Raw genomic sequence first — 21,456 nt, forward strand, 5'->3', positions numbered from 1 at the left:
GAAACTGGCATCGGACTCACCTGCCAGCGTCCTGCCGCAAGACTCGAGGTGATCATGACCATGCCCCTGCGGGACCGCGCCACGCGATTGATCCTCGCGCTTGCCATCACGTCGGCGATGGCCCTGCCGCGCACTGCGCTCGCCGAGGACAGCCAGTTCGACAAGATGCGCGCCAAGATCGCGGCCTTCGTCGGCGACAAGATGGAAAAGCTGGGCGGGTCACGAATCATCTACAGGGTGGACAGCGAAGGCTTGCGCGAGAGCGTCGTCACGGATTTGCGCGACGATGTCTACAAGATCTTGCACGACGGCCACATCGCCTTCTCAGGCCTTGCGATCCGCGACGGCGGCGTCGAATTGAAGATCGCGGACGCCAAAGGCCGCGAACAGCTTGCGCGCAAGCTGGCCTCGGACGCGGAAGGATTGCCCTCGCATGCGCTCGCCGTGACCAACGGCAGTGACGGAGCGGTCAAGCTGGCGCCGACCGAGGCTGCATCGGCGGCGCGGCTGCGCGATCTCGTCGAAGATGCTGTCGCCATGATCGAGCAACGTCTCAAGGACGCCGACGTCAAGCTTGCCAGCGTCGTCCCTGACGGGACCGACCGCATCCGCATCTTCCTCCCGGGAGTGACGGACCCCGAGCGCGTCACTGCGATCTTCGCCCGGAAGGTCAAGGTCAGCTTCCGTTCGATCGATGCTTCGATGTCCGCGGAGCAGGCGCAATCCGGCACGCCACCCGAGGGCTCCGAAATCCTGCTCGGCTTCAAGGACAAGAAGCCCTATCTGGTCGTCAAAGAAAACTCGAAGGACAGCGCGCTCGACGGCGAAGACATCAACTATGCGGCACCCGGCTTTGCGCCCGGCACCAAGGACCCGATTGCCCAGTTCCGTTTCAACGGACGCGGCACGCGGCGCTTCGCCCACGTCACCGAAGAGAGCGTTGGCAAGAGCTTCGCCATCGTGCTCGACGACAGGGTGATCTCTGCTCCCGTGATCCGCGAGCCCATCACCGGCGGCTCGGTCCAGATCTCCGGGAATTTCACCCTTGAGGAGGCCAACAGCGTCGCCATGCTGCTGCGCGCCGGCGCCCTGCCGGGCCACCTTACCCTCGTCGAACAGCGGGTCATCCAACCCGACGCCAAGCCTTAGCGGGAACAAAGCCGTAAAGGCCAACGGCTGTCATGATCGCGCCGGCCTGTCCCGGCGTCAAAGTCATCCTGCGGTGCCCGCCCGAATCACGGGGCACCGTGATTCATGCACGCAACGAACGGGCAATTGCCGAAACGCCCGTTCAGGTTAAAATTTGCCCCTTGCGGCAGGGCGGCCCGAGGCTTCATTTCAAGCGGTCGTCATTCGATTTCGGCTATATCGTGCCGCGGATACCGGGACTGAAGGCCTTACGCGGGGTTAGTACCATGCCGTCCGGCAGCGCAGACATTTCGTCGATCCTCGACCGCATTCTGGATGCGGCAACGGACAACCTCAGGATAGCGAAGATCCTGGTCCAGATGGGCCTCGACCCCAACAACGTCACCTGGGACGCGATCTTCAACCGGCTGCTGGAGATCTTCGTTCACAACATCACGCTGGCCAACATGTTCGCCGCGGTCGGCGCCATCTTCTTCGTCGCCACACTCCTGATGCGGACGATGGTGCCGTTGCGCGTCGCCAACATGATCGGTTGCGCCTTCTTCGCCCTTTTCGGCGCGCTCTCGGCCAATGTCTCGACGTTCCTGCTGTATCTGCTCTTGCTTCCGATCAACGCTCTTCGCCTGCGGCAGATGCTCAAGCTGGTCAAGAAGGCGCGCCATGCCGCCGAGGGCGACATGTCGATCGAGTGGCTCAAGCCGTTCATGGCCGAGCGCAGATACCGTCGCGGCGACACGCTGTTCAGATTGGGCGATCCGGCCAAGGAGATGCTGCTCACCGTCACCGGCAGATTCCTGGTGAAGGAGATCGGCGTCGAAATCGGGCCTGGAGCCCTCATGGGAGAGTTCGGCTTCCTCACACCGGACAACCGGCGCACCGGAACGATCGAATGCATCGAAGACGGCCAGGTGCTGACGATCACCTACGACCGGCTGCTGGAGATCTACTTCCAGGACCCGCAGTTCGGCTATTACTTCCTGGTGCTGACCAGCCAGCGCCTCCTGCAGAACATCGATCGCCTGCAAAAGCAGCTGGCCGCGGCACAGGCGGCGACCACGAACAAGATCGCCTGACTGCCGCTCAGTTCAGCAAGAGCGCCATGCCGGGATCGCCCTTCTTCATCGCACGCCCGTAAGCCGGACGCGCACCGACGCGGCCGAGATAGCTGACCACGTTCGGGCAGCGCGAAAGGTCGTAGGGTTGGAAATAGCGCATCGTGGTGAGCGAGAAGACGATCATGATGTCGGCCACGGTGAAGGTGCTGCCGGCGAGATACTCGACATCGCGCACCCGCGCATCGACGAAGTCGAAGGCGCGATCGACGCGCGCCCTGGTCGCAACCAGCATCGGATTGTCATCGGCGAGCTTGAGCCGGTTCAGCAGCATCAGCCGCCCCATACCGGCTTGCAGCGTGCCGTTGGCAAAGTGAAACCAGTACAGGAATTGCGCGAAATCGGCATCATCGGCGCCGAGCACGAGGCGACCGTTGCCATATTTGGCGATGATGTAATCGACGATGGCGCCGGATTCGGCGAGCACGAGATCGCCATCGACGATGACGGGCGCCGCCCCGATCGGATGCAGCGCCTTGTAATCAGGCGGCGCCAGCATGGTGACTGGATCGCGCGCATAGCGCTTCAGCTCATAGGGGACCCCGAGCTCCTCGCAGAGCCAGACGATGCGTTCGGATTGCGATTTGCCGAGATGGTGGACTGTAAGCATGGAGTCTCCTTGCGGCTGCAAATTGGATGAGCCGCGATGCCACATCATAGGGGGTCGTTAGAGAGGGCGCGATCACGTTCTCCTCGTGCCCCGGACGCAGCGGAGCGTCTCCCCGGCGATGCAGTGCGCAGCAGACCCCGCTGCAGCGCCTCCAGACACGGGACTGCCCTTTCCCCTCGTCCGTCACGATGCCGCAATAATGCGGCTGCGCCGGCTTTCCCCGCCGTAAAACCGCCCCAAAAACCGAATGGTAACCATGATGGGCTAGGGTGCTGACGTGACCAATTCCCCGACGATCCTGGTATTCGATTCCGGCCTTGGTGGCCTCACCGTGCTGCGTGAGGTCGTGGCCGCGCGCCCGGACGCGCATTATACCTACGTCGCTGACGACGCCTTCTTCCCTTATGGCCATCACAGCGAGGACGAGATCATCGCTCGCGTCGTGCCGCTGATGGGGGACTTGATCGGCACCCATGATCCTGACCTCGTCGTCATCGCCTGCAACACCGCCTCCACTTTGGTCCTATCGCACTTGCGGGCCGCTTATTCCGTACCCTTCGTCGGCACGGTGCCGGCGATCAAGCCGGCCTGCGCGCGGTCAAAGACCCGCCGCGTCTCGGTGCTCGGCACCAAGGGCACGGTAAAGCGCGAATACACCAAGGCGCTGATCCGCGATTTCGCGCAAGGCTGCGAGGTGACGCTGGTCGGCTCGCCCGAGCTTGCCTCGCTCGCCGAACGCGATCTCAGCGGCCATTCAATCAGCGATGCCGACATCCTCGCCGAGCTCACCCCCTGCTTTGTCGGTGATGCCGCCGATGCGAGCGCGCGCACCGACACGGTGGTGCTCGCCTGCACGCACTACCCGCTGCTGCTCGACCGGCTGGAGCGGCTGGCGCCATGGCCGGTCGAATGGATCGACCCGGCACCAGCGATCGCCCGTCGGGTCTCCGACCTGCTCGGCGCACGCAGCGGCGGCATCGTGGAATCCGGCGCCGAAATGATTTTCACGTCGAACCGCGTGCATGGGCTCGGACCGGCCCTGACGCCGTTCTTCGGCGGCCGCGCCGTCGCCTGACCTTGCGCCCAGGCCGCGCGCTGCTAGGCTTCGCGCATCGTCATCTCGCGCAAGGTCTTTCCATGTCGGTCCCCGCCACGCCGCTCAATCGTCTCCGCCAGATGTGGAGCGAGAGACGTCCCGCCTTCGGCGCGATCGCAACGATCCCGAGCGTGCAGATAGTACAGATCATGGCGCGCTCGCTCGACTGGATTATCGTCGATCTCGAGCACGGGCCGATCGGGCTCACCGAAGCGCATGCGATGATCGCGGCGACGACCGGCACGCCATGCACGCCGCTGGTGCGGATTGCCGCGAACGAACCGTGGCTTGCGAAAGCACCGATGGACATCGGCGCGTTCGGCATCAACTTCCCGATGATCACCAATCGCGACGAGGCCGAGAAAGCGGTGCGTAGCGTGCGCTATCCGCCACGCGGCGACCGGCTCTGGGGGCCGTTCCATGCCCCATTCCGCTGGGGCCAGTCGATGCCGGACTACATGGCCTCGGCCGACGACGAGATGATCTGCATGGTCACCATCGAGCATGTCGATGCCGTCAACCGCATCGACGAGATCATGGCGACGCCGGGCATCGACGTCGCCGTCATCGGCCCCGGCGATCTCGCCACGTCCATTAACAAGCGCGGCCAGATGGATGACCCCCAGTTGCTCGAACTGATCTCCCGCGCCGAGGCCGGCATCCTCAGAAGCGGCGTGCCGATCGGCGGCGTGGCGCGCACCGCCGACCAGGCCAACCGACTGATCGACCGCGGCTACCGCGCGATCGCGCTCGGCTTCGACTGGTCGCTATTCCAGCGCGGTATCATGGCGGCATTCGACGGAATCAGGCGCTGACCTATCCCTGCCAGATCGCGGCAGGCGTCGTGAACGCCAAGGTCGCGACCTTAAGATTTTGAAATTGTTAACTATTTATATTCCCGCCAAGAGCGGCCAGCCAGCCCCGCCGGTGCCGTCGTAGGGCCAACCAGCCGCCCCAAAGCGGGTTGGTTGTGCTAAAGCGAACAAGCGGGCGACCCACCCGCTGCCCATATTTTCATCTCCGGGAACCGAAAGAGCGATGCGCGGGACGCCCAAGACCATTTCGCTGCCGCGCCGCATGATCTGCGACCTCATGCGGGCGTCGATGGACGTGCCATTCGTTTCCCTGTCCCGTTCGCTCAATATTCGCCCGCTGCTGGAGGCTCGTGCAGGCGTGATGGCACCGGCCGGCTGGGCGGCGATGTTCGTGAAGGCTTTCGCCCTGGTCGCCAGGGACGAGCCCGTGCTGCGCACCGTCTACGCCAAATGGCCCTGGCCATCGCTCTACGAGCTGCCGAAGAGCGTGGCGCTGGTCGCTATCGCGCGGGTCGAGGATGGCGAGGAATGCGTGATGCCGCAGCGAATCGCGGCTCCCGAGACCATGACGCTGGCCGCGATCGATGCCGAGATCCGGCGCGCCAAGACGGCCCCGATCGACGACGTCCCGATGTTCCGCAAGATCATGCGGGCGACCCGGCTACCGCTGCCGCTGCGGCGGCTGTCCTGGGCCGTGGGGCTCAATTTCGGCCGGCAGCGGGGCAATTGGTTCGGCAGCTTCGCAGTGAGTTCGGTGGCCGCCTATGGCGGCGGCGAGCTTCATCCCGTTACCCCCGGCCCCTTCATTGTCAGCTATGGGGTGGTCGAGCCCGACCAGACCATCCACGTCGTGATCCGCTGGGACCACAGGGTCACCGATGCCGCCCCCATCGCCCGGGTCCTGACCCGGCTGGAACAGGTCCTGAACGCTGAAATTGCTGCCGAATTACGGGCGGCCGGACCGAAGCAGATCCGGGCCGTCAGGACGTGATTCCGTGGCCGTTCGCATTGACAGCGAACCCCAAACTCCCCTAAAAGCCGCCTGCTCGCGGGCCGATTTCGGCCCGCGAAGCGTTTCGCGACCCGTGGTCCGCTCCCTTAAGCTTTGGGGATTGGACCTGTCGGTGCCGGGCTGAAGGCCTGTCACACAGGAGGGCGCGTTTCCTCATAACCATGCAACCGAAGAGGACGCGATGACTAAGCGCAGTGAGGCGAAGTACAAGATCGATCGCCGTATGGGCCAGAACATCTGGGGCCGCCCGAAGAGCCCCGTGAACCGCCGCGAATACGGCCCCGGCCAGCACGGCCAGCGCCGCAAGGGCAAGCTCTCGGACTTCGGCGTGCAGCTGCGCGCCAAGCAGAAGCTGAAGGGCTACTACGCCAACATCAGCGAGCGCCAGTTCCACGGCATCTATGTCGAGGCGAGCCGCCTCAAGGGCGACACCGGCGAGAACCTGATCGGGCTGCTCGAGCGTCGTCTCGACGCGGTCGTGTACCGCGCCAAGTTCGTCTCCACGATCTTCGCCGCCCGCCAGTTCATCAACCACGGCCACATCAAGGTGAACGGCCGCAAGGTCAACATCTCGAGCTACCAGGTCAAGATCGGCGACGTGATCGAGGTCAAGGAAGCCTCCAAGCAGCTCGCCCACGTTCTCGAAGCCAGCCAGCTCCCCGAGCGCGACACTCCCGACTATCTCGAAGTCGACCACGGCAAGATGACCGCCAAATACGTGCGCATCCCCGGCCTCTCCGACGTGCCGTTCCCGGTGCAGATGGAGCCCCATCTGGTCGTCGAATTCTATTCGCGCTAAGATCTGAATATCGAAAGGCCCCGGTTCGCCGGGGCCTTTTTGCTTAAGAGCCACATTTCAGTGGCCGCAATGCTTTGAGGAGCCGTCGCATGCTCTATACCCCTCCCCCTGTTGATCCCAAGGCGCCCCCGGTGCGCATCAATCTGCTCTCGGACACGCAGACCAGGCCGACGGCTGGGATGCGGGAGGCGATGGCACGGGCGGAGGTCGGCGACGAGCAGGTCGGCGACGATCCGACCGTGAATGCGCTGTGCGAGCGCGTCGCGGAGTTGATGGGCAAGGAAGCCGCGGTCTACATGCCCTCGGGCACGATGTGCAATGTCACCGCAACGCTGGTGCATTGTCGTCCCGGCGACGAGATCCTCGCGCATGAGACCGCGCACATCATCGCGCGCGAGGGCGGTGCGCATGCCGCGATCGGCGGCTTCCAGGTCACGCAGCTGAAGGGCCCCGACGGCCAGTTCACGCCCGAGACGCTTCGCAGGGCGCTGCACCCGCGCACGCGCTATCAGCCGCCGCAAACCGTTGTCAGCGTCGAGCAAACCGCCAATATCGGCGGCGGCACGATCTGGAAGAAGACCGTGCTCGACGAGATCGTCGCGATCGCCAGACATCACGGCCTCGTCACCCACATGGACGGCGCGCGCCTGCTGAACGCCACGGTCGCAAGCGGCATCTCCCCGCGCGACATGACCGCAGGCTGGGATTCGGCCTGGATCGATTTCTCCAAGGGCCTCGGCGCACCGATCGGCGGTGTGCTGGCGGGCTCTCGCGCCTTCATCGATGCGGTCTGGCAGTGGAAGCAGCGTCTCGGCGGCTCGATGCGGCAGGCCGGTATCTGCGCGGCCGCCTGCATCTACGCGCTCGACCACCACGTCGAACGCCTCGCCGACGACCACGCCAATGCGCGCGCGCTGGCCCGCGGGCTGTCGCAGATATCAGGCATCGAGGTGCAGGAGCCCGAGACCAACCTCGTGTTCTTCAAGCCCGATGCCGCCGGCGTTCCCGGCGACAAGATGGTCGCGGCACTTCGCCAGCGCGGCGTGACGCTCGCGATGATGGACGGCCGCATCCGCGCCTGCACGCATCTCGACGTCAATGCGAGCCAGATCGAAGAGACGATCGGATACGTGCGCGAGATCGTGCGCGCCGCCTAATCATCAGCGCTTCATCGCTCCGTAGACCAGCCGCTTCACCTCGTCCAGGATCCGGCCGCGCTGCGCGGGCGACTGCATCATGCAGATCACAAACATGTCGTCGGCAGGATCAATGAAGAAGAAGGTGCCGCCGACACCATCCCAGCGGTACTCGCCCGCTGGCAACGGGCCGTGCGCTACAGTGCGCACCGCAAAGCCGAGACCAAAGCCGCTGTCGCGCCCCGGAAAGTAGAACCCGGGATCTTTCGTTACGCCGGCCCCCTCGCCGATCTGGTCCGATGCCATCAGCGCCACCGTCTCGCGCCTGAGATAGCGGCGGCCATCGAGTTCACCGCCATTCAGCAGCATCTGCGCAAATCGCGCGTAGTCTCGAATCGTGCCGACCATGCCGGCCCCGCCGGATTCCCAGCGACGCGGCGCGGTCGCCTCCGTGATACCGGCGACGGGACGGTCGAACCAGTCGCCAGGCAAGGGCTCGGCGATCAGCGGCCGCTTGGCCGCGTCGGTGACGAAGAACGCAGTATCCCGCATCCCCAGGGGATCGAGCAGCCGCTGCTTCTCGAATTGATAGAGCGACAGGTCCGAGACGATTTCAATCACGCGCCCCAGCACATCGGTGGAATGGCCATAGTCCCAAAGCGCTCCCGGCTGCTCGGCGAGCGGCAGGCGTGCAAGACGCGCGACGAATTGCGCGTTGTCAGGGTCGCCGTCGAACAAACCTGCCTGCGCATAGAGCTTGCGGACGGGACTGTCGCCGTAGAAGCCGTAGGTGATGCCGGAGGTATGTCGAAGCAGGTCGCGCACCGTGATCGGCCGCGCCAGCGGCTGCAGCACCAGCCTGCCGTCCGCCTCGGGGACGCCAACCCGCACCTCGGCGAAGGCCGGAATGTATTTTGCCACGGCATCGCCGAGCGCGAGCTTGCCGTCTTCCACCAGCATCATCGCCGCCACCGAGGTGATCGGTTTCGACATCGAGTAGAGGCGAAAGATGGTGTCCTCGGTCATCGGCTGCGCCGTCCTCACGTTGCGCAGGCCGAAGGTCTCGGAGAGCACGGGCTTGCCGTGCTGCTGGATCAGAAGGATCGCGCCGGGAATCCTGCCGGCGGCGACTTCGCGACTGAGAAACGCACTGACGCGCATAAGTCCCGCAGCCGTGAAGCTGCGGGCGAGCGGCATTTCGGCGCGGACCGGCCGCGCCGCACCGATCAGCAGAACAAGCGCGGCGACGAGGACAGCTCTGACGAGAGCCTCAGTTCTCCATGGCCTCATAGATCAACTGCTTCAGCGTCCGCTGCACGCGCTGGCGCTCGCTCGGCGTCTGCTCCAGCAGGACGAAGAACATGTCCTGCTTGGGATCGATCACGAAATAGCAGCCGGAGGCGCCGTCCCATTTCAACTCGCCAAGATCGCCGGGCGGCGGCGGCTTGGCATTGCCGGGATCGGTGCGGACCGCAAGCCCGAGGCCGAAGCCGAAGCCGTCGCCCGGGAAGTAGAAATAATCGCGATCGACGCCCGAATTCGGCCCGATCTGGTCGGTCGTCATCAGCTTGAACGTCGCGGGCTTGAGAATGGTCTTGCCGTCGAGCGTGCCGCCGTTGAGCAGCATCTGGGCGAAACGTTGATAGTCGGCCATGGTCGTCACCATGCCGCCGCTGGCGAACTGGATCTTCTTGACGACGGTCGGATCGTTGATGCGGCCGACCCGGAAGTCGGAATCGTTCGGCACCGGTTGCGCCAGAAGCTTCTGCTTGGCGGGGTCCGTGACGAAGAAGCCGGTATCGACCATCCCGAGCGGGTCGAGCAGCTTCTCCCGCATGATGTCGATCAGCGGCTTGCCGGCCGCGATCTCCATCACGCGCGCCAGGACGTCGGTCGAATGACCGTATTGCCAGAGCGCGCCCGGCTGGTTGTGCAGCGGCAGCTTGGCGATGCGCTCGGCGAACTCGGCCAGGTCGAAATCACCGGCGTAGATGTTGGCGTCGCGATAGGCCTTGCGGACCAGGCTGTCGCCATAGAAGCCATAGGTGATGCCCGACGTGTGCGTCATCAGATCGTGGATCGTGATCGGCCGGTTCGGCGGCACGAGCTCGAGCGACTTGGTGCCGTCCTCGGCTTTCCTCTCGACGCCGACCTTCACATTGGCAAAGGACGGGATGTATTTCGACAGCGGATCGTCGAGCTTGATCTTGCCGTCCTCGATCAATTGCATCGCAACGACGGAGGTGATCGCTTTGCTCATCGAGAACAGGCGGAAGATGGTCTTGTCGGTGATCGGCGCCTTGCTGACCACATCCTGCACGCCGAAGGCCTCGTGATAGACCGGCTTGCCGTGCTGCTTGATCAGCACGGTGGCACCCGCGATCTTGCCGGTCGCGACCTCGTTCTTGAAGAACTCGCTGACCTTGGCAAGCTTGTCCTGGTTGAAATGGGCGCCGGCGGGAATCTCGTAAGTGCCTTCCGCGCGCGCGAGCGACATCGCGCCAAACGAGACCAGCGCACCGCAGAGCAACGCAAATCGTCCAAAATGTAAAATCATATCCCCTCCCCGGAACATGGCCGGCGGAGTGTACCGACCGCATTGTCAGGCACAAGGGCTGCCGTAACGCGCCAAAACGTCCGCGTGGAGGGCGGCGCTTATCTCCGAGAAGCAGCAGAATATGACATGGGCGAGCGAGGAGGACGTCGGCAGGGCTTCGATCGTCGTATGGATTGCAATCTTCGCAGCCTGATCGGCCGGAAAGCGATACACGCCGGTGGAGATCGCGGAGAACGCCAGCGAGTTCAGTCCGTTGGCTTGGGAGAGCTCTAGCGCGCGCCGGTAGCAGGAGCCAAGCGCTTCCGCCTCACCACGGTTGCCGCCGTGCCAGACGGGGCCGACCGCATGAATCACGTGGCGTGCAGGCAGACGATAGCCCTTCGTTATCTTGGCATCGCCCGTCGAGCATCCGCCGAGCGTCCGGCACTCGGCGAGCAATTCGGGGCCGGCCGCCCGATGGATCTCGCCATCGACGCCGCCCCCGCCAAGGAGCGAGGTGTTGGCGGCGTTGACGATGGCGTCCACGCTCAACGTGGTGATGTCAGCAACGATGACGTCGAGCTGAACGCCGCCGATCGGGCGCGTCAGCACTGTCACGGATCAGGCCGCGACGACGACGCCCTTCTCGGAGAAGAGCTGCTGCAATTCGCCGGCCTGGAACATCTCGCGGACGATGTCGCAACCGCCGATGAACTCGCCCTTCACGTAGAGCTGGGGGATGGTCGGCCAGTTCGAATATTCCTTGATGCCGTTACGCAGCTCGGCAGATTCCAGGACGTTGAGGCCCTTATAGCCGACGCCGATATGGTCGAGGATCTGCACGACCTGGCCGGAGAACCCGCACTGCGGAAATTGCGGCGTCCCCTTCATGAACAGAACCACGTCGTTCGACTTCACTTCGTTGTCGATGAATTCCGCAATGCTCATATCCGTGTCCTTCTGGGCAGAGCCCTCAGCCATATCCTCGGGCCGGCTCAGCCGATCTAACCCGATACCTGCCTATATATGTAGCCCAAACCGTTGTGCATCCAAAGTAAAATGGCGGCGACGGGGCCGCCGGTGGACGCCGTGCCCCAGCCGGGTCCATAGGCTGATGACATTAATATCATCGCCAGAGAGGACTTTCATACCGTAACGGAGCCCCTATCTAGGACGAACCTTGGTTTTGGAACCTGGCATCGCCAACAACGTTCTCTTGTCCTGTCTGGAGAAAAACGTGACGAAACAAGCCTCCGCTACGGCCAGTCCGCCGCTTTCGTCACCATCGGCCGCCCCAGGCAGCCTCGCTCAGGGGCTCGAGACCACCTTTCTCGCGGTGCGCAACGAGACCGAGCGCCGGGCCGCGCCGCTTTCACCGGAGGATCAGCAGATCCAGTCCATGCCGGATGCCAGCCCGACCAAATGGCACCGCGCGCATACCACCTGGTTCTGGGAGCAGTTTCTGCTTGGCGAGCACGCGCCCGGCTATCGGCCCTTCCACCCCGACTTCGCCTTCCTGTTCAATTCCTATTATGTCAGCGCGGGCCCCCGCCATGCCCGCAATCACCGCGGCGACATCACCCGGCCCAGCGCCGGCGAGGTCGACGCCTATCGCAAATATGTCGATGCAGCCGTCGTCAGGTTCTTCCGCGAGGCCGGCGAGGACAAGCTCCGTGAGATCGTGCCCCTGGTCGAGGTCGGGCTGAATCACGAGCAGCAGCACCAGGAATTGATGTTCACCGACATCCTGCACGCCTTCGCACAGAACCCGGTCTATCCGGCTTACGACAAGGACTGGCACTTTCCGGCCGCGACGCGGACCGGCGAAGACTGGTTGACGCTGAATGAAGGCATCCACACCGTCGGCCATGTCGACGACAGCTTTCATTTCGACAACGAAAAGCCGGCTCATCGCGCCCTCGTGGGCCCGGTGAAGGTCGCCCGCAATCTCGTCACCAATAGCGAATGGCTCGCCTTTATGCGCGACGGCGGCTACGCGACAGCGACGCTGTGGCTGATGGACGGGTTTGCCGCGGCCAGCAAGGAAGACTGGCAGGCGCCGGGTCATTGGCGCGAGATCGATGGCGAGTGGCACGTGATGACGCTCGCCGGCGTCAGGCCGGTCGATCCGGATGCGCCGGTCTGCCACATCAGCTATTACGAGGCCGATGCCTTCGCGCGCTGGGCCGGAAAGCATCTGCCGACCGAGATGGAATGGGAGGTCGCGGCCCGCGCCGGCCAGCTCAACGATGCCTTCGGCATCGTCTGGCAGTGGACCCGTAGTTCCTATTCTCCTTACCCCGGCTACCGCGCCGTCGAAGGCGCGCTCGGCGAATACAACGGCAAGTTCATGGTCAACCAGCTCGTGCTGCGCGGCTCCTCGCTGGCGACGCCCGAAGGTCACAGTCGCGTCACGTACCGCAACTTCTTCTATCCGCACCACCGTTGGCAATTCACGGGGGTACGGCTCGCTGACTATCCCTAGTCTCATCCGACGACAAAATGCGCGCCGGACAGCGCGTTCAGGAGAGTATCATGAATGTGCACGCCAGCGCTTTGGCCGAAGCCCATCTTCCCGACGAGCAGACGACAGCCTTCGCCCGCGAGGCCGTCGAGGACCTCTCGCGGCAGCCGAAGAGATTGTCGCCGAAGTATTTCTACGACGCGACAGGATCAGAGCTGTTCGAGGCGATCACGCGCCTGCCGGAATATTATCCGACCCGCACCGAGCTATCGATCCTGAAGGAGCGCGGCAGCGAGATCGCGAAGATCATTCCGGAAAATGCCGCGCTGGTCGAGTTCGGCGCCGGCGCGACCACGAAGGTCCGGCTGCTGCTGAACCAGTCGAAGTTCGCGGCCTATGTGCCCGTCGATATCTCCGGCGACTTCCTGCAGGCGCAGGCCAACGGCCTGAAGCGCGACTTCCCCACCCTCGGCATCTATCCCGTGGCCGCCGATTTCACGACGCCGTTCGAACTGCCGAAGGCCGTCGCGTCAATGCCCAAGGTCGGTTTCTTCCCCGGCTCGACCATCGGCAATTTCGAGCCGCATGAGGCGCAGGCCTTCCTGAAGAGCGCCCGCCAGATCCTGGGCAAGGGCGCGCAGATGATCATCGGCGCCGACCTGGAGAAAGAGGAACGCTTGCTCCATGCCGCCTATAATGATGCGGCCGGCGTCACCGCGCGCTTCAATCTCAATGTCCTGGTGCGGATCAACCGCGAGCTCGGCGGCAATTTCGACCTCTCCGCCTTCACCCACCGCGCGATCTACAATCACGCGCGGCACCGCATCGAGATGCACCTGATCAGCCGGAAGAGCCAGACCGTGCGCCTGCTCGGCACCAGCTTCTCGTTCAAGCCGGGCGAGAGCATCCACACCGAGAACAGCTACAAATACAGCATCGAGCGTTTTGCGGAGCTGGCGCAAGGTGCCGGCTGGCGCGTGCGCGAGAGCTGGACGGACGCAGCGAAGATGTTCTCGGTGCACGCGCTGGAGGCGACGGCGTAAAAGGCTCTGGCGCCTCAACGCTCCTCGGCTTCCTCCGGCTTCGCTCGCAGCGACACCGACTCCCACACCGCGACGACGATCATGATCGCGCTCGTTGCGACGGCGAGCCAGAGCGGCGAGAGATCGGTGGCGAACCACCACAGCGCCAGCAACAGGATGATTCCGAAGCCGTGGGAGAGCTGGAGGAAGCCCCGGATCGCGTGCTTGAACAGGATGGTGCCGACCAGGAACACCAGGGGACCGCCGATCGTGGTCACGATGGTACGCACGTCGGAATGGCCTGAGGGGTGCTTCAGCACCAGCTCGTCCGAGACGGCGGTCAGGATGATGCCGGCGACGATCGGCATGTGCAGATAGGTGTAGGCGAGCCGCGCCAGCCGGCCGGATTCGGCTGATTTCGAGATCCGCTCGGAGCCGGCCTCCGCGCCCTTGTGGAAATAGACCCACCACATCGCAATGCTGCCGACCAATGCTGCGACAAACGCCAGCACGTTGCCTGCGGTCCAGTCCAGCTCGGCAAAGGTCGCGCCGTTGACGACCACGGCTTCGCCGAGCGCGATGATCACGAAGAGTGAGCAGCGCTCGGCCATGTGGCTGCCCTCGACGGCCCAGGCCTCGACCGACGAGAAGCCCAGCTTCGGCACCCAGAAGCGCACCGCGGGCGAGATGTATTCCCAGGTGACGGCGGCGATCCACAGCGATAACCGCGTCTCGCCTTCGGACAAGCCGCCTGCGATCCACAGCACCGCCGAGATCGAGAGCCAGACCAGGATGCGGATCGCGTTATGCCGGACGGCCGTGCGATGGCGCGGCGTCGCGAACATCCAGAACGCGGTCCGACCGACCTGCATGGCCGCATAGGCGACCGCAAACCACAGGCCCCGCCCTTCGAAGGCGGTCGGGATCGTCGTCGACAGCACGAGACCGCCCAGCATCATCGAAAAGAGCAGAAGGCGGACTGGCGTCAACTCGGGGTTGAGCCAATTGGTGACCCAGGCGGTGTAGACCCACACCCACCATACGGCGAGAAACAGCACCGTGACATGCACCGCGCCGAGGGGCGTGAAATGGTGCAGCAGCGTGTGCGAGATCTGCGTGACGGCGAAGACGAAGACGAGGTCGAAGAACAGCTCGGCATTGGTGACGCGGCTGGGCTGATTCGGCACGATGACGCGAAACATCGCGCCGCGCTGATTGTCCGCAGCCATCATCCTCCCCGGCGTCCGATCAGGTCAGCTGCCCGGGACCCCTGTTTGCAGCGCCAGGGCGTGCAGCACGCCACCCATCTGGCCTTGCAGGGACCGATAGACGATCTGGTGCTGCTGGACGCGGGATTTGCCGCGGAAGGATTCCGAGATCACGGTCGCGGCATAGTGGTCGCCATCACCGGCGAGGTCACGGATGGTCACCTCGGCATCGGGGATCGCTGCCTTGATCATCGCCTCGATATCGTGGGCGTCCATGGGCATTCGGGTCTTGCTCCTTGTGTCGGCAAACAGCCTTAGGCGTCGAATCGCTCGCCGGCGTCCCCGGGCCGGCGGCCCAAACTTAGCGTGAACGGCCTTCTACGTCACGCACTCAGGCACTATATCCCTGATCCCATCACGATAAAGGCACGACAAAGTGCCGCGCGCGGCAGATTGATCGAAAAGGCGTGAAATCATGAAGCTTCCAGGCCCCGACCATCCCATCACCATCACCCAAAACCCCCGCCGCGTCCGCGTATTGGCGGGCGATATCGTGATTGCCGAGAGCACCAGGGCGCTGACGCTGAAGGAAGCCAAATATCCGGCGGTGCAATATCTGCCGCGGGAGGACGCCAACATGGCGCTGCTGGAGCGCACCGAGCGCACCACCCACTGCCCCTACAAGGGGGACGCGAGCTATTACAGCATCAAGGCCGACGGCAAGACGCTCGACAACGCGATCTGGACCTACGAGACGCCCTTCCCTGCCATGACGGAGATAGCAGGCCATCTCGCCTTCTATCCCGACAAGGTGAAGATCGAGGAAGTGGGATAGACTTAGGGCGCTGTAAGGCCGGGGCAGCCATCAGGCCGGACGTCTCGCTACTTGATCTCTACAACTGGCGTAAGGGCACCATCTTCTCGGCCAAACATCTGACCGGACGGAACGGGCCGATGTTTCGGAGCGGGATGGCCGCGATGGGGTTCGACTTTGCGATCCCGATGTTCTTCATTGAGGGCGATGCGGACCGGGTGACGCCGGGCGAACCTGCCGAGCAGTATTTCAACGAGATCACCGCTCCGCATAAGGAGTTTGTCTGGATTCGCGGGGGCGATCATTTCATTCCGTTTGATCGTCCCGATGAGTTCCTTGCGGAGCTGGTCGCGCGCGTCATGCCGTTCGCGCGCGATTGAGGGCCGATGTGACGGCCCCTACGCTCTGAAGATCGTGAGCCCCAATATCAGCAGCACCAGGAAGATCACGACGAAGACGTAGAACAGGAAGCGGGCGACATCGGCGGAGGCCGCCGAGATGTCGGTGAAGCCGAGCACGCCGGCCACGATCGAGATCAGCAGGAAGATCAGGGCCCATTTCAAGATCGTCATCGCCAGCTCCGCGAATATTGGCCGCCGCGACCGGCGGTCCCTTACCCGTTTCGGGAACGCTAACCGCGCTGTGCGGAACTGGTTCCTAAAGACAGAAGGTCGTTCTCGCGGCGCAAACTGGCCTTGCTGAATCGGGTTCCCGACGGCACAGTCCGGGCGGGAGAGACACGCGACCGGGGCGGCCATGATTACGATGTCACATTCTGCGACGATCGGCGCAGAGGCGCATGCCGAACCCAAGGCCAAGGTGCGCAATCTATCGCTCGACCGCGCCCGCACCTTCTTGACGCTGGTGGTGCTGCTGCATCACGCCGTCATCCCTTACACCCATTTCGGTCACACCGATCCGGCCTCATGGATCGGCTTCGACATGGTCGTGCTCGCGACCGACAGCTTCTTCATGGCGATGTTCTTCTTCCTGTCGGGCCTGTTCACCTGGCCGGGCATCGCGCGCAAGGCGCCACAGGTTTTCTTGCGCGACCGCCTGCTGCGGCTCGGCCTGCCATTCGTGATCGCGGCCTTCACCGTCATTCCGCTCGCTTATTACGCGATCGCGCTGCGCGAAAATCCCGAGCTGACCTTCGCCGCGTTCTGGTGGAAGACGATCACCGTTGGCCCGTGGCCGAGCGGTCCGATCTGGTTCGTCTGGGTGCTGTTGGCATTCGACCTCACCGCGAGCCTGCTCTACCGGGTCTCGTCGCATCTGGTCGATCCGGGCAACCGCGTCTCACTCCGGGGATTCAAGCAGCCGGCTGCCTTCTGGCTGATGCTTGCGATCGTCACCATCATCGCCTACGTGCCAACGCTGGTCTATTTCGGCGCCAACAGATGGCTCGAATTCGGGCCGTTCTCGGTCCAGGCGAGCCGCATCCTGCTCTACTTCGCCTACTTCTTCATCGGCGTCAGCGTTGGGACTGCGAATTTCGATCGCGGCATCCTCGGTGCCGATGGCCAGCTGCCGAAGAGCCGCTGGCTGTGGGTGATCGTGACGCTGATCCCCTACTGCCTGATGTGGTGCATGATCTACATCAAGCGCGAAATCCTTGGAAATCCCGGCGTGCTGCCGCACTGGTACCAGGTCTTCTACGGCACGTTCCTCGTGCTGTTCTCGGCCTCGATCCTGCTCGCGATCCTTGCCTTCTTCCTGCATTCGAAGACGCCGGGGCCGACCCTGCTCGACCGCATGCAGGCCGATGCCTATGGCATGTTCCTGGTGCACTACCCGATCGCGCTGTGGATCCAGTACGCGCTGTTCGACTATGGGATTCCGGCGATCGTGAAGGCCGCGATCGGCTTCGTGCTCACGGTGATGCTGAGCTGGGGCGTCACGGCGGGCTTGCGGAAGATTCCGGGCGCCTCGCACGTTTTGTGAGGCACCGGACTCTCTCCACGCGTCATTGCGACGCAGCGAAGCAATCCAGAGTCTGGCGGCAGCTCAGGCCGCCTTCCCGCCCATATAGTCCGGCAGCCAGCGCTCGTGCGATGTCCGCAGAGCCTCGATCGTCACCGGCGCCTCGCCCGCGATCGCGATCGCATCGCCGCCGGTGGTGCCGATCCGCACGCAGGGCACCTCGCAGCCGCGCATCTTGGCGAGCACGCGGCCGGCTTCGGTTTCCGGCACGGTGACGAGATAGCGCGCCTGATCCTCGCCGAACCAATAGGCCTGCGAGACAAGCGCCGTGGGCGCCGCCAGCAGCTTGGCGCCGATGCCGCTCGCCATCGCCATCTCGGCGAGCGCGATCAAGAGGCCGCCGTCGGAGAGATCATGCACCGCCGTCGCCGTGCCCGCATGGATCATGCCGCGCACGCAGTCGCCATTGCGCTTCTCGGCGGTCAGGTCGACCGGCGGTGGCGCGCCCTCCTCGCGACCGCAGATGTCGCGCAGATACACGGACTGCCCGAGCCAGCCATGGGTTTCGCCGACCAGCAGGATCGCCTCGCCCTCGGCCTTGAACGCCAGCGAGGCTGATTTGGTGAAGTCGTCGAGCAGGCCGACGCCGCCGATCGAGGGCGTCGGCAGGATCGCGCGGCCATTGGTCTCGTTGTAGAGCGAGACGTTGCCGGAGACGACCGGGAAGTCGAGCGTGCGGCAGGCTTCCGAGATGCCCTGCAGGCAACCGACGAACTGGCCCATGATCTCAGGCCGCTCAGGGTTGCCGAAATTCAGATTGTCCGTGATCGCGAGCGGCTTGCCGCCGACCGCGGTGATGTTGCGCCAGGCCTCCGCCACGGCCTGCTTGCCGCCCTCGAACGGATCGGCCTCGCAATAGCGCGGCGTGACGTCGACGGTCAGCGCGAGGCCCTTCGGTCCGTCCTGCACGCGCACGACGGCGGCGTCGCCGCCGGGACGCTGCAGGGTGTTGCCAAGGATGACGTGATCGTACTGCTCCCAGACCCAGCGCTTGCTGCACATATCGGGCGTCCCGATCAGCTTCTCCAGCGCGGCACCGAGCGCCATCGGCGCCGGCACCTCGCGCGCATGCACGATCGGCAGCGCGGCGGACGGGACATGCGGACGGTCATAAACCGGCGCCTCGTCGCCGAGCTCCTTGATCGGCAGGTCGGCCATGACGTCGCCGCCATGCTTGACCACGAAGCGCTTGCTCGGCGTGGTGTAGCCGACCACGGCGAAGTCGAGGCCCCACTTCTTGAAGATGGCCTCGGCTTCCTTCTCCTTCTCGGGCTTGAGCACCATGAGCATGCGCTCCTGGCTTTCCGAGAGCATCATCTCGTAGGCGCTCATGCCGATCTCGCGGGTCGGCACCGCGTCGAGATCGAGGTCGACGCCGAGGTCGCCCTTGGCGCCCATCTCGACCGCCGAGCAGGTCAGGCCGGCCGCGCCCATGTCCTGGATCGCGATGACGCAGCCCTTCTCCATGATCTCGAGGCAGGCCTCGAGCAGCAGCTTTTCGGCAAAGGGATCGCCGACCTGCACGGTGGGACGCTTCTCCTCGGACTTGTCGTCGAACTCGGCCGAGGCCATCGAGGCGCCGTGGATGCCGTCGCGCCCCGTCTTGGAGCCGAGATAGACGATCGGCATGTTCACGCCGGAGGCGGCTGCATAGAAGATCTTGTCGGCATCGGCGAGGCCCACCGCCATCGCGTTGACGAGGATGTTGCCGTCATAGCGGGTGTGGAAGCGCACCTGGCCGCCGACCGTCGGCACGCCGAAGGAATTACCATAGCCGCCCACACCGGCGACGACGCCGGAGACGAGATGGCGAGTTTTCGCATGCTCGGGTGCACCGAAGCTCAACGCATTGAGGCACGCGATCGGGCGCGCCCCCATGGTGAAGACGTCGCGCAAAATGCCGCCGACGCCGGTGGTCGCGCCCTGGTACGGCTCGATGTAGCTCGGGTGGTTGTGGCTCTCCATCTTGAAGACCACGGCCTGGCCGTCGCCGATGTCGATCACGCCGGCATTCTCGCCGGGGCCCTGGATCACCCAGGGCGCCTTGGTCGGCAGGCCGCGCAGATGGATGCGCGAGGATTTGTACGAGCAGTGCTCGTTCCACATCGCCGAGAAGATGCCGAGCTCGGTGAAGGTCGGCTCCCGCCCGATCAGCTTCAGGATGCGCTCATACTCGTCGGGCTTGAGCCCGTGGGCGGCAACCAGCTCGGGGGTAATCTTGGGTTCGTTCTTCATGGCTTCGGGGGCTTTCGGCGGCGGTTTGGCCGTTCTTAGGAAGATCGGGGGCTCACGAAAAGCCCTTTATGACGCATTTTCCCGCTGTCCCACATTTTGCAGGGAGGCGGGCGCGGGAACAGCAATTGCATGGCGTGGACGGATCGGATTTAAGGGCTCAAGACCCGCAATTGAAGGCCTCTTTCCTTGCACGAATTGACCAAAACGCCCCCACCGCGCCGCCCCGACCTCCACATCGCCACTGAGGGCGAATTCTTGGGCTGGCGGACCTGGATCCGCGACAGCTTTGAAGCCCATGTCGGCCCCTTCTGGCACCGGATCGAGGCCGACGGCAGCGTCCGCTGCGCCTTCCGGGTCGAAAAGAAGCACCTTAACGGCTCCGGGAATGTCCACGGCGGCTGCTACATGGCTTTTGCCGATTATTCGCTGTTCGCGATCGCCACCCATGTCCTGGACAGCCGCGCGGTGACGACCAATTTTGCCTGCGAATTCCTCGACGCGGCCCGCGAGGGCGAGTTGATCGAATGCACCGGTAAAGTGAGCCGCGCCGGCGGCTCGCTGATCTTCCTGCGCGGGGAGATGATGGCGGGCGAGCGGCTGTTGCTGACGTTTTCCGGCACGATCAAGCGGATGAAGCGGAAGCCGCTCCCTCCGCCGAACGCATAGTTCGACGGCTCGGCAGACCATCCGCGCTAAGGCGGAATGAAGGTCAGGCGGCCCTTTCCAGATGCGCGGTGAGGCCGGCGAACAGGCCGCGGCCGTCGGTGCAGCCCATGATGTCTTCGACGTGATTCTCGGGATGCGGCATCATCCCGAGCACGTTGCCCTTGTCGTTGACGATGCCGGCGATGGAATGCGCCGCGCCGTTGATGTTGCTGGCATCGTCGACCACGCCGTCGGCCGAGCAGTAGCGATAGAGCACCCGCCCCTCGCCTTCGAGCCGCTTGATGGTCTCTTCATCAGCTTCGTAATTGCCCTCGCCATGCGCAACCGGCACGCGGATCACCTGGCCGGCATTGTAGCCGCGCGTGAACGGCGAGTCGGAGCGCTCGACACGCAGGTGCACGTCCTTGCAGATGAACTTCAGCCGCGCATTGCGCATCAGAACGCCCGGCAAGAGGCCGGACTCGCAGAGGATCTGAAAGCCGTTGCAGACGCCGAGCACGAGGCCGCCCTTCGCCGCATAATCGCGCACCGCATCCATGACAGGCGCCCGCGCCGCGATCGCACCACAGCGCAAATAATCGCCGTAGGAGAAACCGCCGGGTACGACCACGAGGTCGGTGCCGGCGGGCAATGACGGTTCGGCGTGCCAGACCATCGCCGGCTCGTGGCCCGAGATCAGCTTCAATGCCCGCGCCATGTCGCGCTCGCGGTTGATTCCGGGAAAGACGAGGACGGCGGCTTTCATGCTTCGGGTTCCGACAATGGCTGGAATCGGGCTGGCCCGCGGGCCAATTCGCGA

23 protein-coding genes are annotated in these 21,456 nt (G+C 64.2%); 13 read left to right on the plus strand and 10 right to left on the minus strand.

Annotated elements, in window-relative coordinates:
- The first annotated feature begins 54 nt into the window (after positions 1 to 54).
- Positions 55 to 1,149, plus strand: coding sequence for a SecDF P1 head subdomain-containing protein (locus XH88_RS25385; protein WP_271670984.1), 1,095 nt, complete (start codon positions 55 to 57; stop codon positions 1,147 to 1,149).
- 266 nt (positions 1,150 to 1,415) lie between these two features.
- Entirely contained in the window at positions 1,416 to 2,222 is an 807-nt protein-coding gene (locus XH88_RS25390) for a Crp/Fnr family transcriptional regulator (protein WP_333909265.1), read from the plus strand.
- Between the two features lie 7 nt (positions 2,223 to 2,229).
- Here the strand turns inward: XH88_RS25390 and XH88_RS25395 are convergent, their stop codons facing one another.
- Entirely contained in the window at positions 2,230 to 2,871 is a 642-nt protein-coding gene (locus XH88_RS25395; protein WP_271670986.1) for a glutathione S-transferase family protein, read from the minus strand.
- Between the two features lie 277 nt (positions 2,872 to 3,148).
- Between XH88_RS25395 and murI the strand changes: the two genes are divergently transcribed.
- From murI to XH88_RS25420, 5 genes are all read left to right on the plus strand, one after another.
- Positions 3,149 to 3,946, plus strand: coding sequence for a glutamate racemase (murI, locus tag XH88_RS25400; protein WP_271670987.1), 798 nt, complete (start codon positions 3,149 to 3,151; stop codon positions 3,944 to 3,946).
- A 62-nt stretch (positions 3,947 to 4,008) separates the two neighbouring features.
- A complete protein-coding gene (locus XH88_RS25405; protein ID WP_271670988.1) occupies positions 4,009 to 4,782 on the plus strand; it encodes an HpcH/HpaI aldolase family protein in 774 nt (257 codons plus the stop codon).
- Between the two features lie 223 nt (positions 4,783 to 5,005).
- Positions 5,006 to 5,773: an acyltransferase gene (locus XH88_RS25410; protein WP_271670989.1), complete on the plus strand. Its 768-nt coding sequence runs from the start codon at positions 5,006 to 5,008 to the stop codon at positions 5,771 to 5,773.
- Between the two features lie 202 nt (positions 5,774 to 5,975).
- Entirely contained in the window at positions 5,976 to 6,593 is a 618-nt protein-coding gene (gene rpsD, locus XH88_RS25415) for a 30S ribosomal protein S4 (RefSeq protein WP_209959401.1), read from the plus strand.
- Between the two features lie 89 nt (positions 6,594 to 6,682).
- Positions 6,683 to 7,750, plus strand: coding sequence for a threonine aldolase family protein (locus tag XH88_RS25420; protein ID WP_271670990.1), 1,068 nt, complete (start codon positions 6,683 to 6,685; stop codon positions 7,748 to 7,750).
- A 3-nt stretch (positions 7,751 to 7,753) separates the two neighbouring features.
- Here the strand turns inward: XH88_RS25420 and XH88_RS25425 are convergent, their stop codons facing one another.
- The 4 genes from XH88_RS25425 to grxD are packed head-to-tail and all read right to left on the minus strand — an operon-like array spanning position 7,754 to position 11,213.
- Complete coding sequence (locus XH88_RS25425) at positions 7,754 to 9,019, minus strand: serine hydrolase domain-containing protein (protein WP_442868467.1); 1,266 nt, start codon at positions 9,017 to 9,019, stop codon at positions 7,754 to 7,756.
- Positions 9,000 to 10,286, minus strand: coding sequence for a serine hydrolase domain-containing protein (locus tag XH88_RS25430; RefSeq protein WP_271670991.1), 1,287 nt, complete (start codon positions 10,284 to 10,286; stop codon positions 9,000 to 9,002). Before XH88_RS25430 ends, XH88_RS25425 begins: the two co-directional genes overlap by 20 nt.
- Before the next feature lie 45 nt (positions 10,287 to 10,331).
- Positions 10,332 to 10,883, minus strand: coding sequence for an O-acetyl-ADP-ribose deacetylase (locus XH88_RS25435; RefSeq protein WP_271670992.1), 552 nt, complete (start codon positions 10,881 to 10,883; stop codon positions 10,332 to 10,334).
- A 3-nt stretch (positions 10,884 to 10,886) separates the two neighbouring features.
- On the minus strand, positions 10,887 to 11,213 hold the full coding sequence (grxD, locus tag XH88_RS25440) for a Grx4 family monothiol glutaredoxin (RefSeq protein ID WP_018647423.1): 327 nt from the start codon (positions 11,211 to 11,213) through the stop codon (positions 10,887 to 10,889).
- A gap of 238 nt (positions 11,214 to 11,451) precedes the next feature.
- Between grxD and egtB the strand changes: the two genes are divergently transcribed.
- Together egtB and egtD are read left to right on the plus strand one after the other, a co-directional pair.
- Positions 11,452 to 12,750, plus strand: coding sequence for an ergothioneine biosynthesis protein EgtB (gene egtB / locus XH88_RS25445; protein ID WP_271671014.1), 1,299 nt, complete (start codon positions 11,452 to 11,454; stop codon positions 12,748 to 12,750).
- A 50-nt stretch (positions 12,751 to 12,800) separates the two neighbouring features.
- Positions 12,801 to 13,772, plus strand: a complete 972-nt coding sequence (gene egtD, locus XH88_RS25450; RefSeq protein WP_271670993.1) for an L-histidine N(alpha)-methyltransferase — start codon at positions 12,801 to 12,803, stop codon at positions 13,770 to 13,772.
- 14 nt (positions 13,773 to 13,786) lie between these two features.
- Here egtD and XH88_RS25455 read toward each other — a convergent pair whose 3' ends face one another.
- Together XH88_RS25455 and XH88_RS25460 are read right to left on the minus strand one after the other, a co-directional pair.
- Complete coding sequence (locus XH88_RS25455) at positions 13,787 to 14,980, minus strand: low temperature requirement protein A (RefSeq protein WP_271670994.1); 1,194 nt, start codon at positions 14,978 to 14,980, stop codon at positions 13,787 to 13,789.
- A 24-nt stretch (positions 14,981 to 15,004) separates the two neighbouring features.
- Positions 15,005 to 15,241, minus strand: coding sequence for a BolA family protein (locus XH88_RS25460; RefSeq protein WP_092293730.1), 237 nt, complete (start codon positions 15,239 to 15,241; stop codon positions 15,005 to 15,007).
- A gap of 193 nt (positions 15,242 to 15,434) precedes the next feature.
- Here XH88_RS25460 and XH88_RS25465 point away from each other — a divergent pair, with 193 nt between their 5' ends.
- Both XH88_RS25465 and XH88_RS25470 read left to right on the plus strand, forming a co-directional pair.
- On the plus strand, positions 15,435 to 15,794 hold the full coding sequence (locus XH88_RS25465; protein ID WP_271670995.1) for a DUF427 domain-containing protein: 360 nt from the start codon (positions 15,435 to 15,437) through the stop codon (positions 15,792 to 15,794).
- A 119-nt stretch (positions 15,795 to 15,913) separates the two neighbouring features.
- Positions 15,914 to 16,153 carry an alpha/beta fold hydrolase gene (locus tag XH88_RS25470; RefSeq protein WP_271670996.1) on the plus strand — a complete coding sequence of 80 codons (240 nt, stop codon included), beginning with the start codon at positions 15,914 to 15,916 and terminating at the stop codon, positions 16,151 to 16,153.
- A gap of 18 nt (positions 16,154 to 16,171) precedes the next feature.
- On the opposite strand, the gene XH88_RS25475 is transcribed toward XH88_RS25470, so the two are convergent.
- The gene (locus XH88_RS25475; protein WP_271670997.1) at positions 16,172 to 16,345 is read right to left on the minus strand and encodes a DUF1328 domain-containing protein; all 174 of its coding nucleotides are present in this window, start codon (positions 16,343 to 16,345) and stop codon (positions 16,172 to 16,174) included.
- Positions 16,346 to 16,529: 184 nt separating this feature from the next.
- On the opposite strand from XH88_RS25475, the gene XH88_RS25480 reads away from it, so the two are divergent.
- Positions 16,530 to 17,717, plus strand: coding sequence for an acyltransferase family protein (locus tag XH88_RS25480; protein ID WP_271670998.1), 1,188 nt, complete (start codon positions 16,530 to 16,532; stop codon positions 17,715 to 17,717).
- A gap of 63 nt (positions 17,718 to 17,780) precedes the next feature.
- Here the strand turns inward: XH88_RS25480 and purL are convergent, their stop codons facing one another.
- Positions 17,781 to 19,991, minus strand: a complete 2,211-nt coding sequence (purL, locus tag XH88_RS25485) for a phosphoribosylformylglycinamidine synthase subunit PurL (RefSeq protein ID WP_271670999.1) — start codon at positions 19,989 to 19,991, stop codon at positions 17,781 to 17,783.
- Between the two features lie 186 nt (positions 19,992 to 20,177).
- Here purL and XH88_RS25490 point away from each other — a divergent pair, with 186 nt between their 5' ends.
- Entirely contained in the window at positions 20,178 to 20,657 is a 480-nt protein-coding gene (locus XH88_RS25490; protein ID WP_271671000.1) for a PaaI family thioesterase, read from the plus strand.
- A gap of 43 nt (positions 20,658 to 20,700) precedes the next feature.
- Here the strand turns inward: XH88_RS25490 and purQ are convergent, their stop codons facing one another.
- Positions 20,701 to 21,402 carry a phosphoribosylformylglycinamidine synthase subunit PurQ gene (gene purQ / locus XH88_RS25495; RefSeq protein ID WP_271671001.1) on the minus strand — a complete coding sequence of 234 codons (702 nt, stop codon included), beginning with the start codon at positions 21,400 to 21,402 and terminating at the stop codon, positions 20,701 to 20,703.
- Positions 21,403 to 21,456: the final 54 nt, after the last annotated feature.

The sequence above is a fragment of the Bradyrhizobium sp. CCBAU 51627 genome, assembly GCF_028128765.1.
Lineage (GTDB): Bacteria > Pseudomonadota > Alphaproteobacteria > Rhizobiales > Xanthobacteraceae > Bradyrhizobium.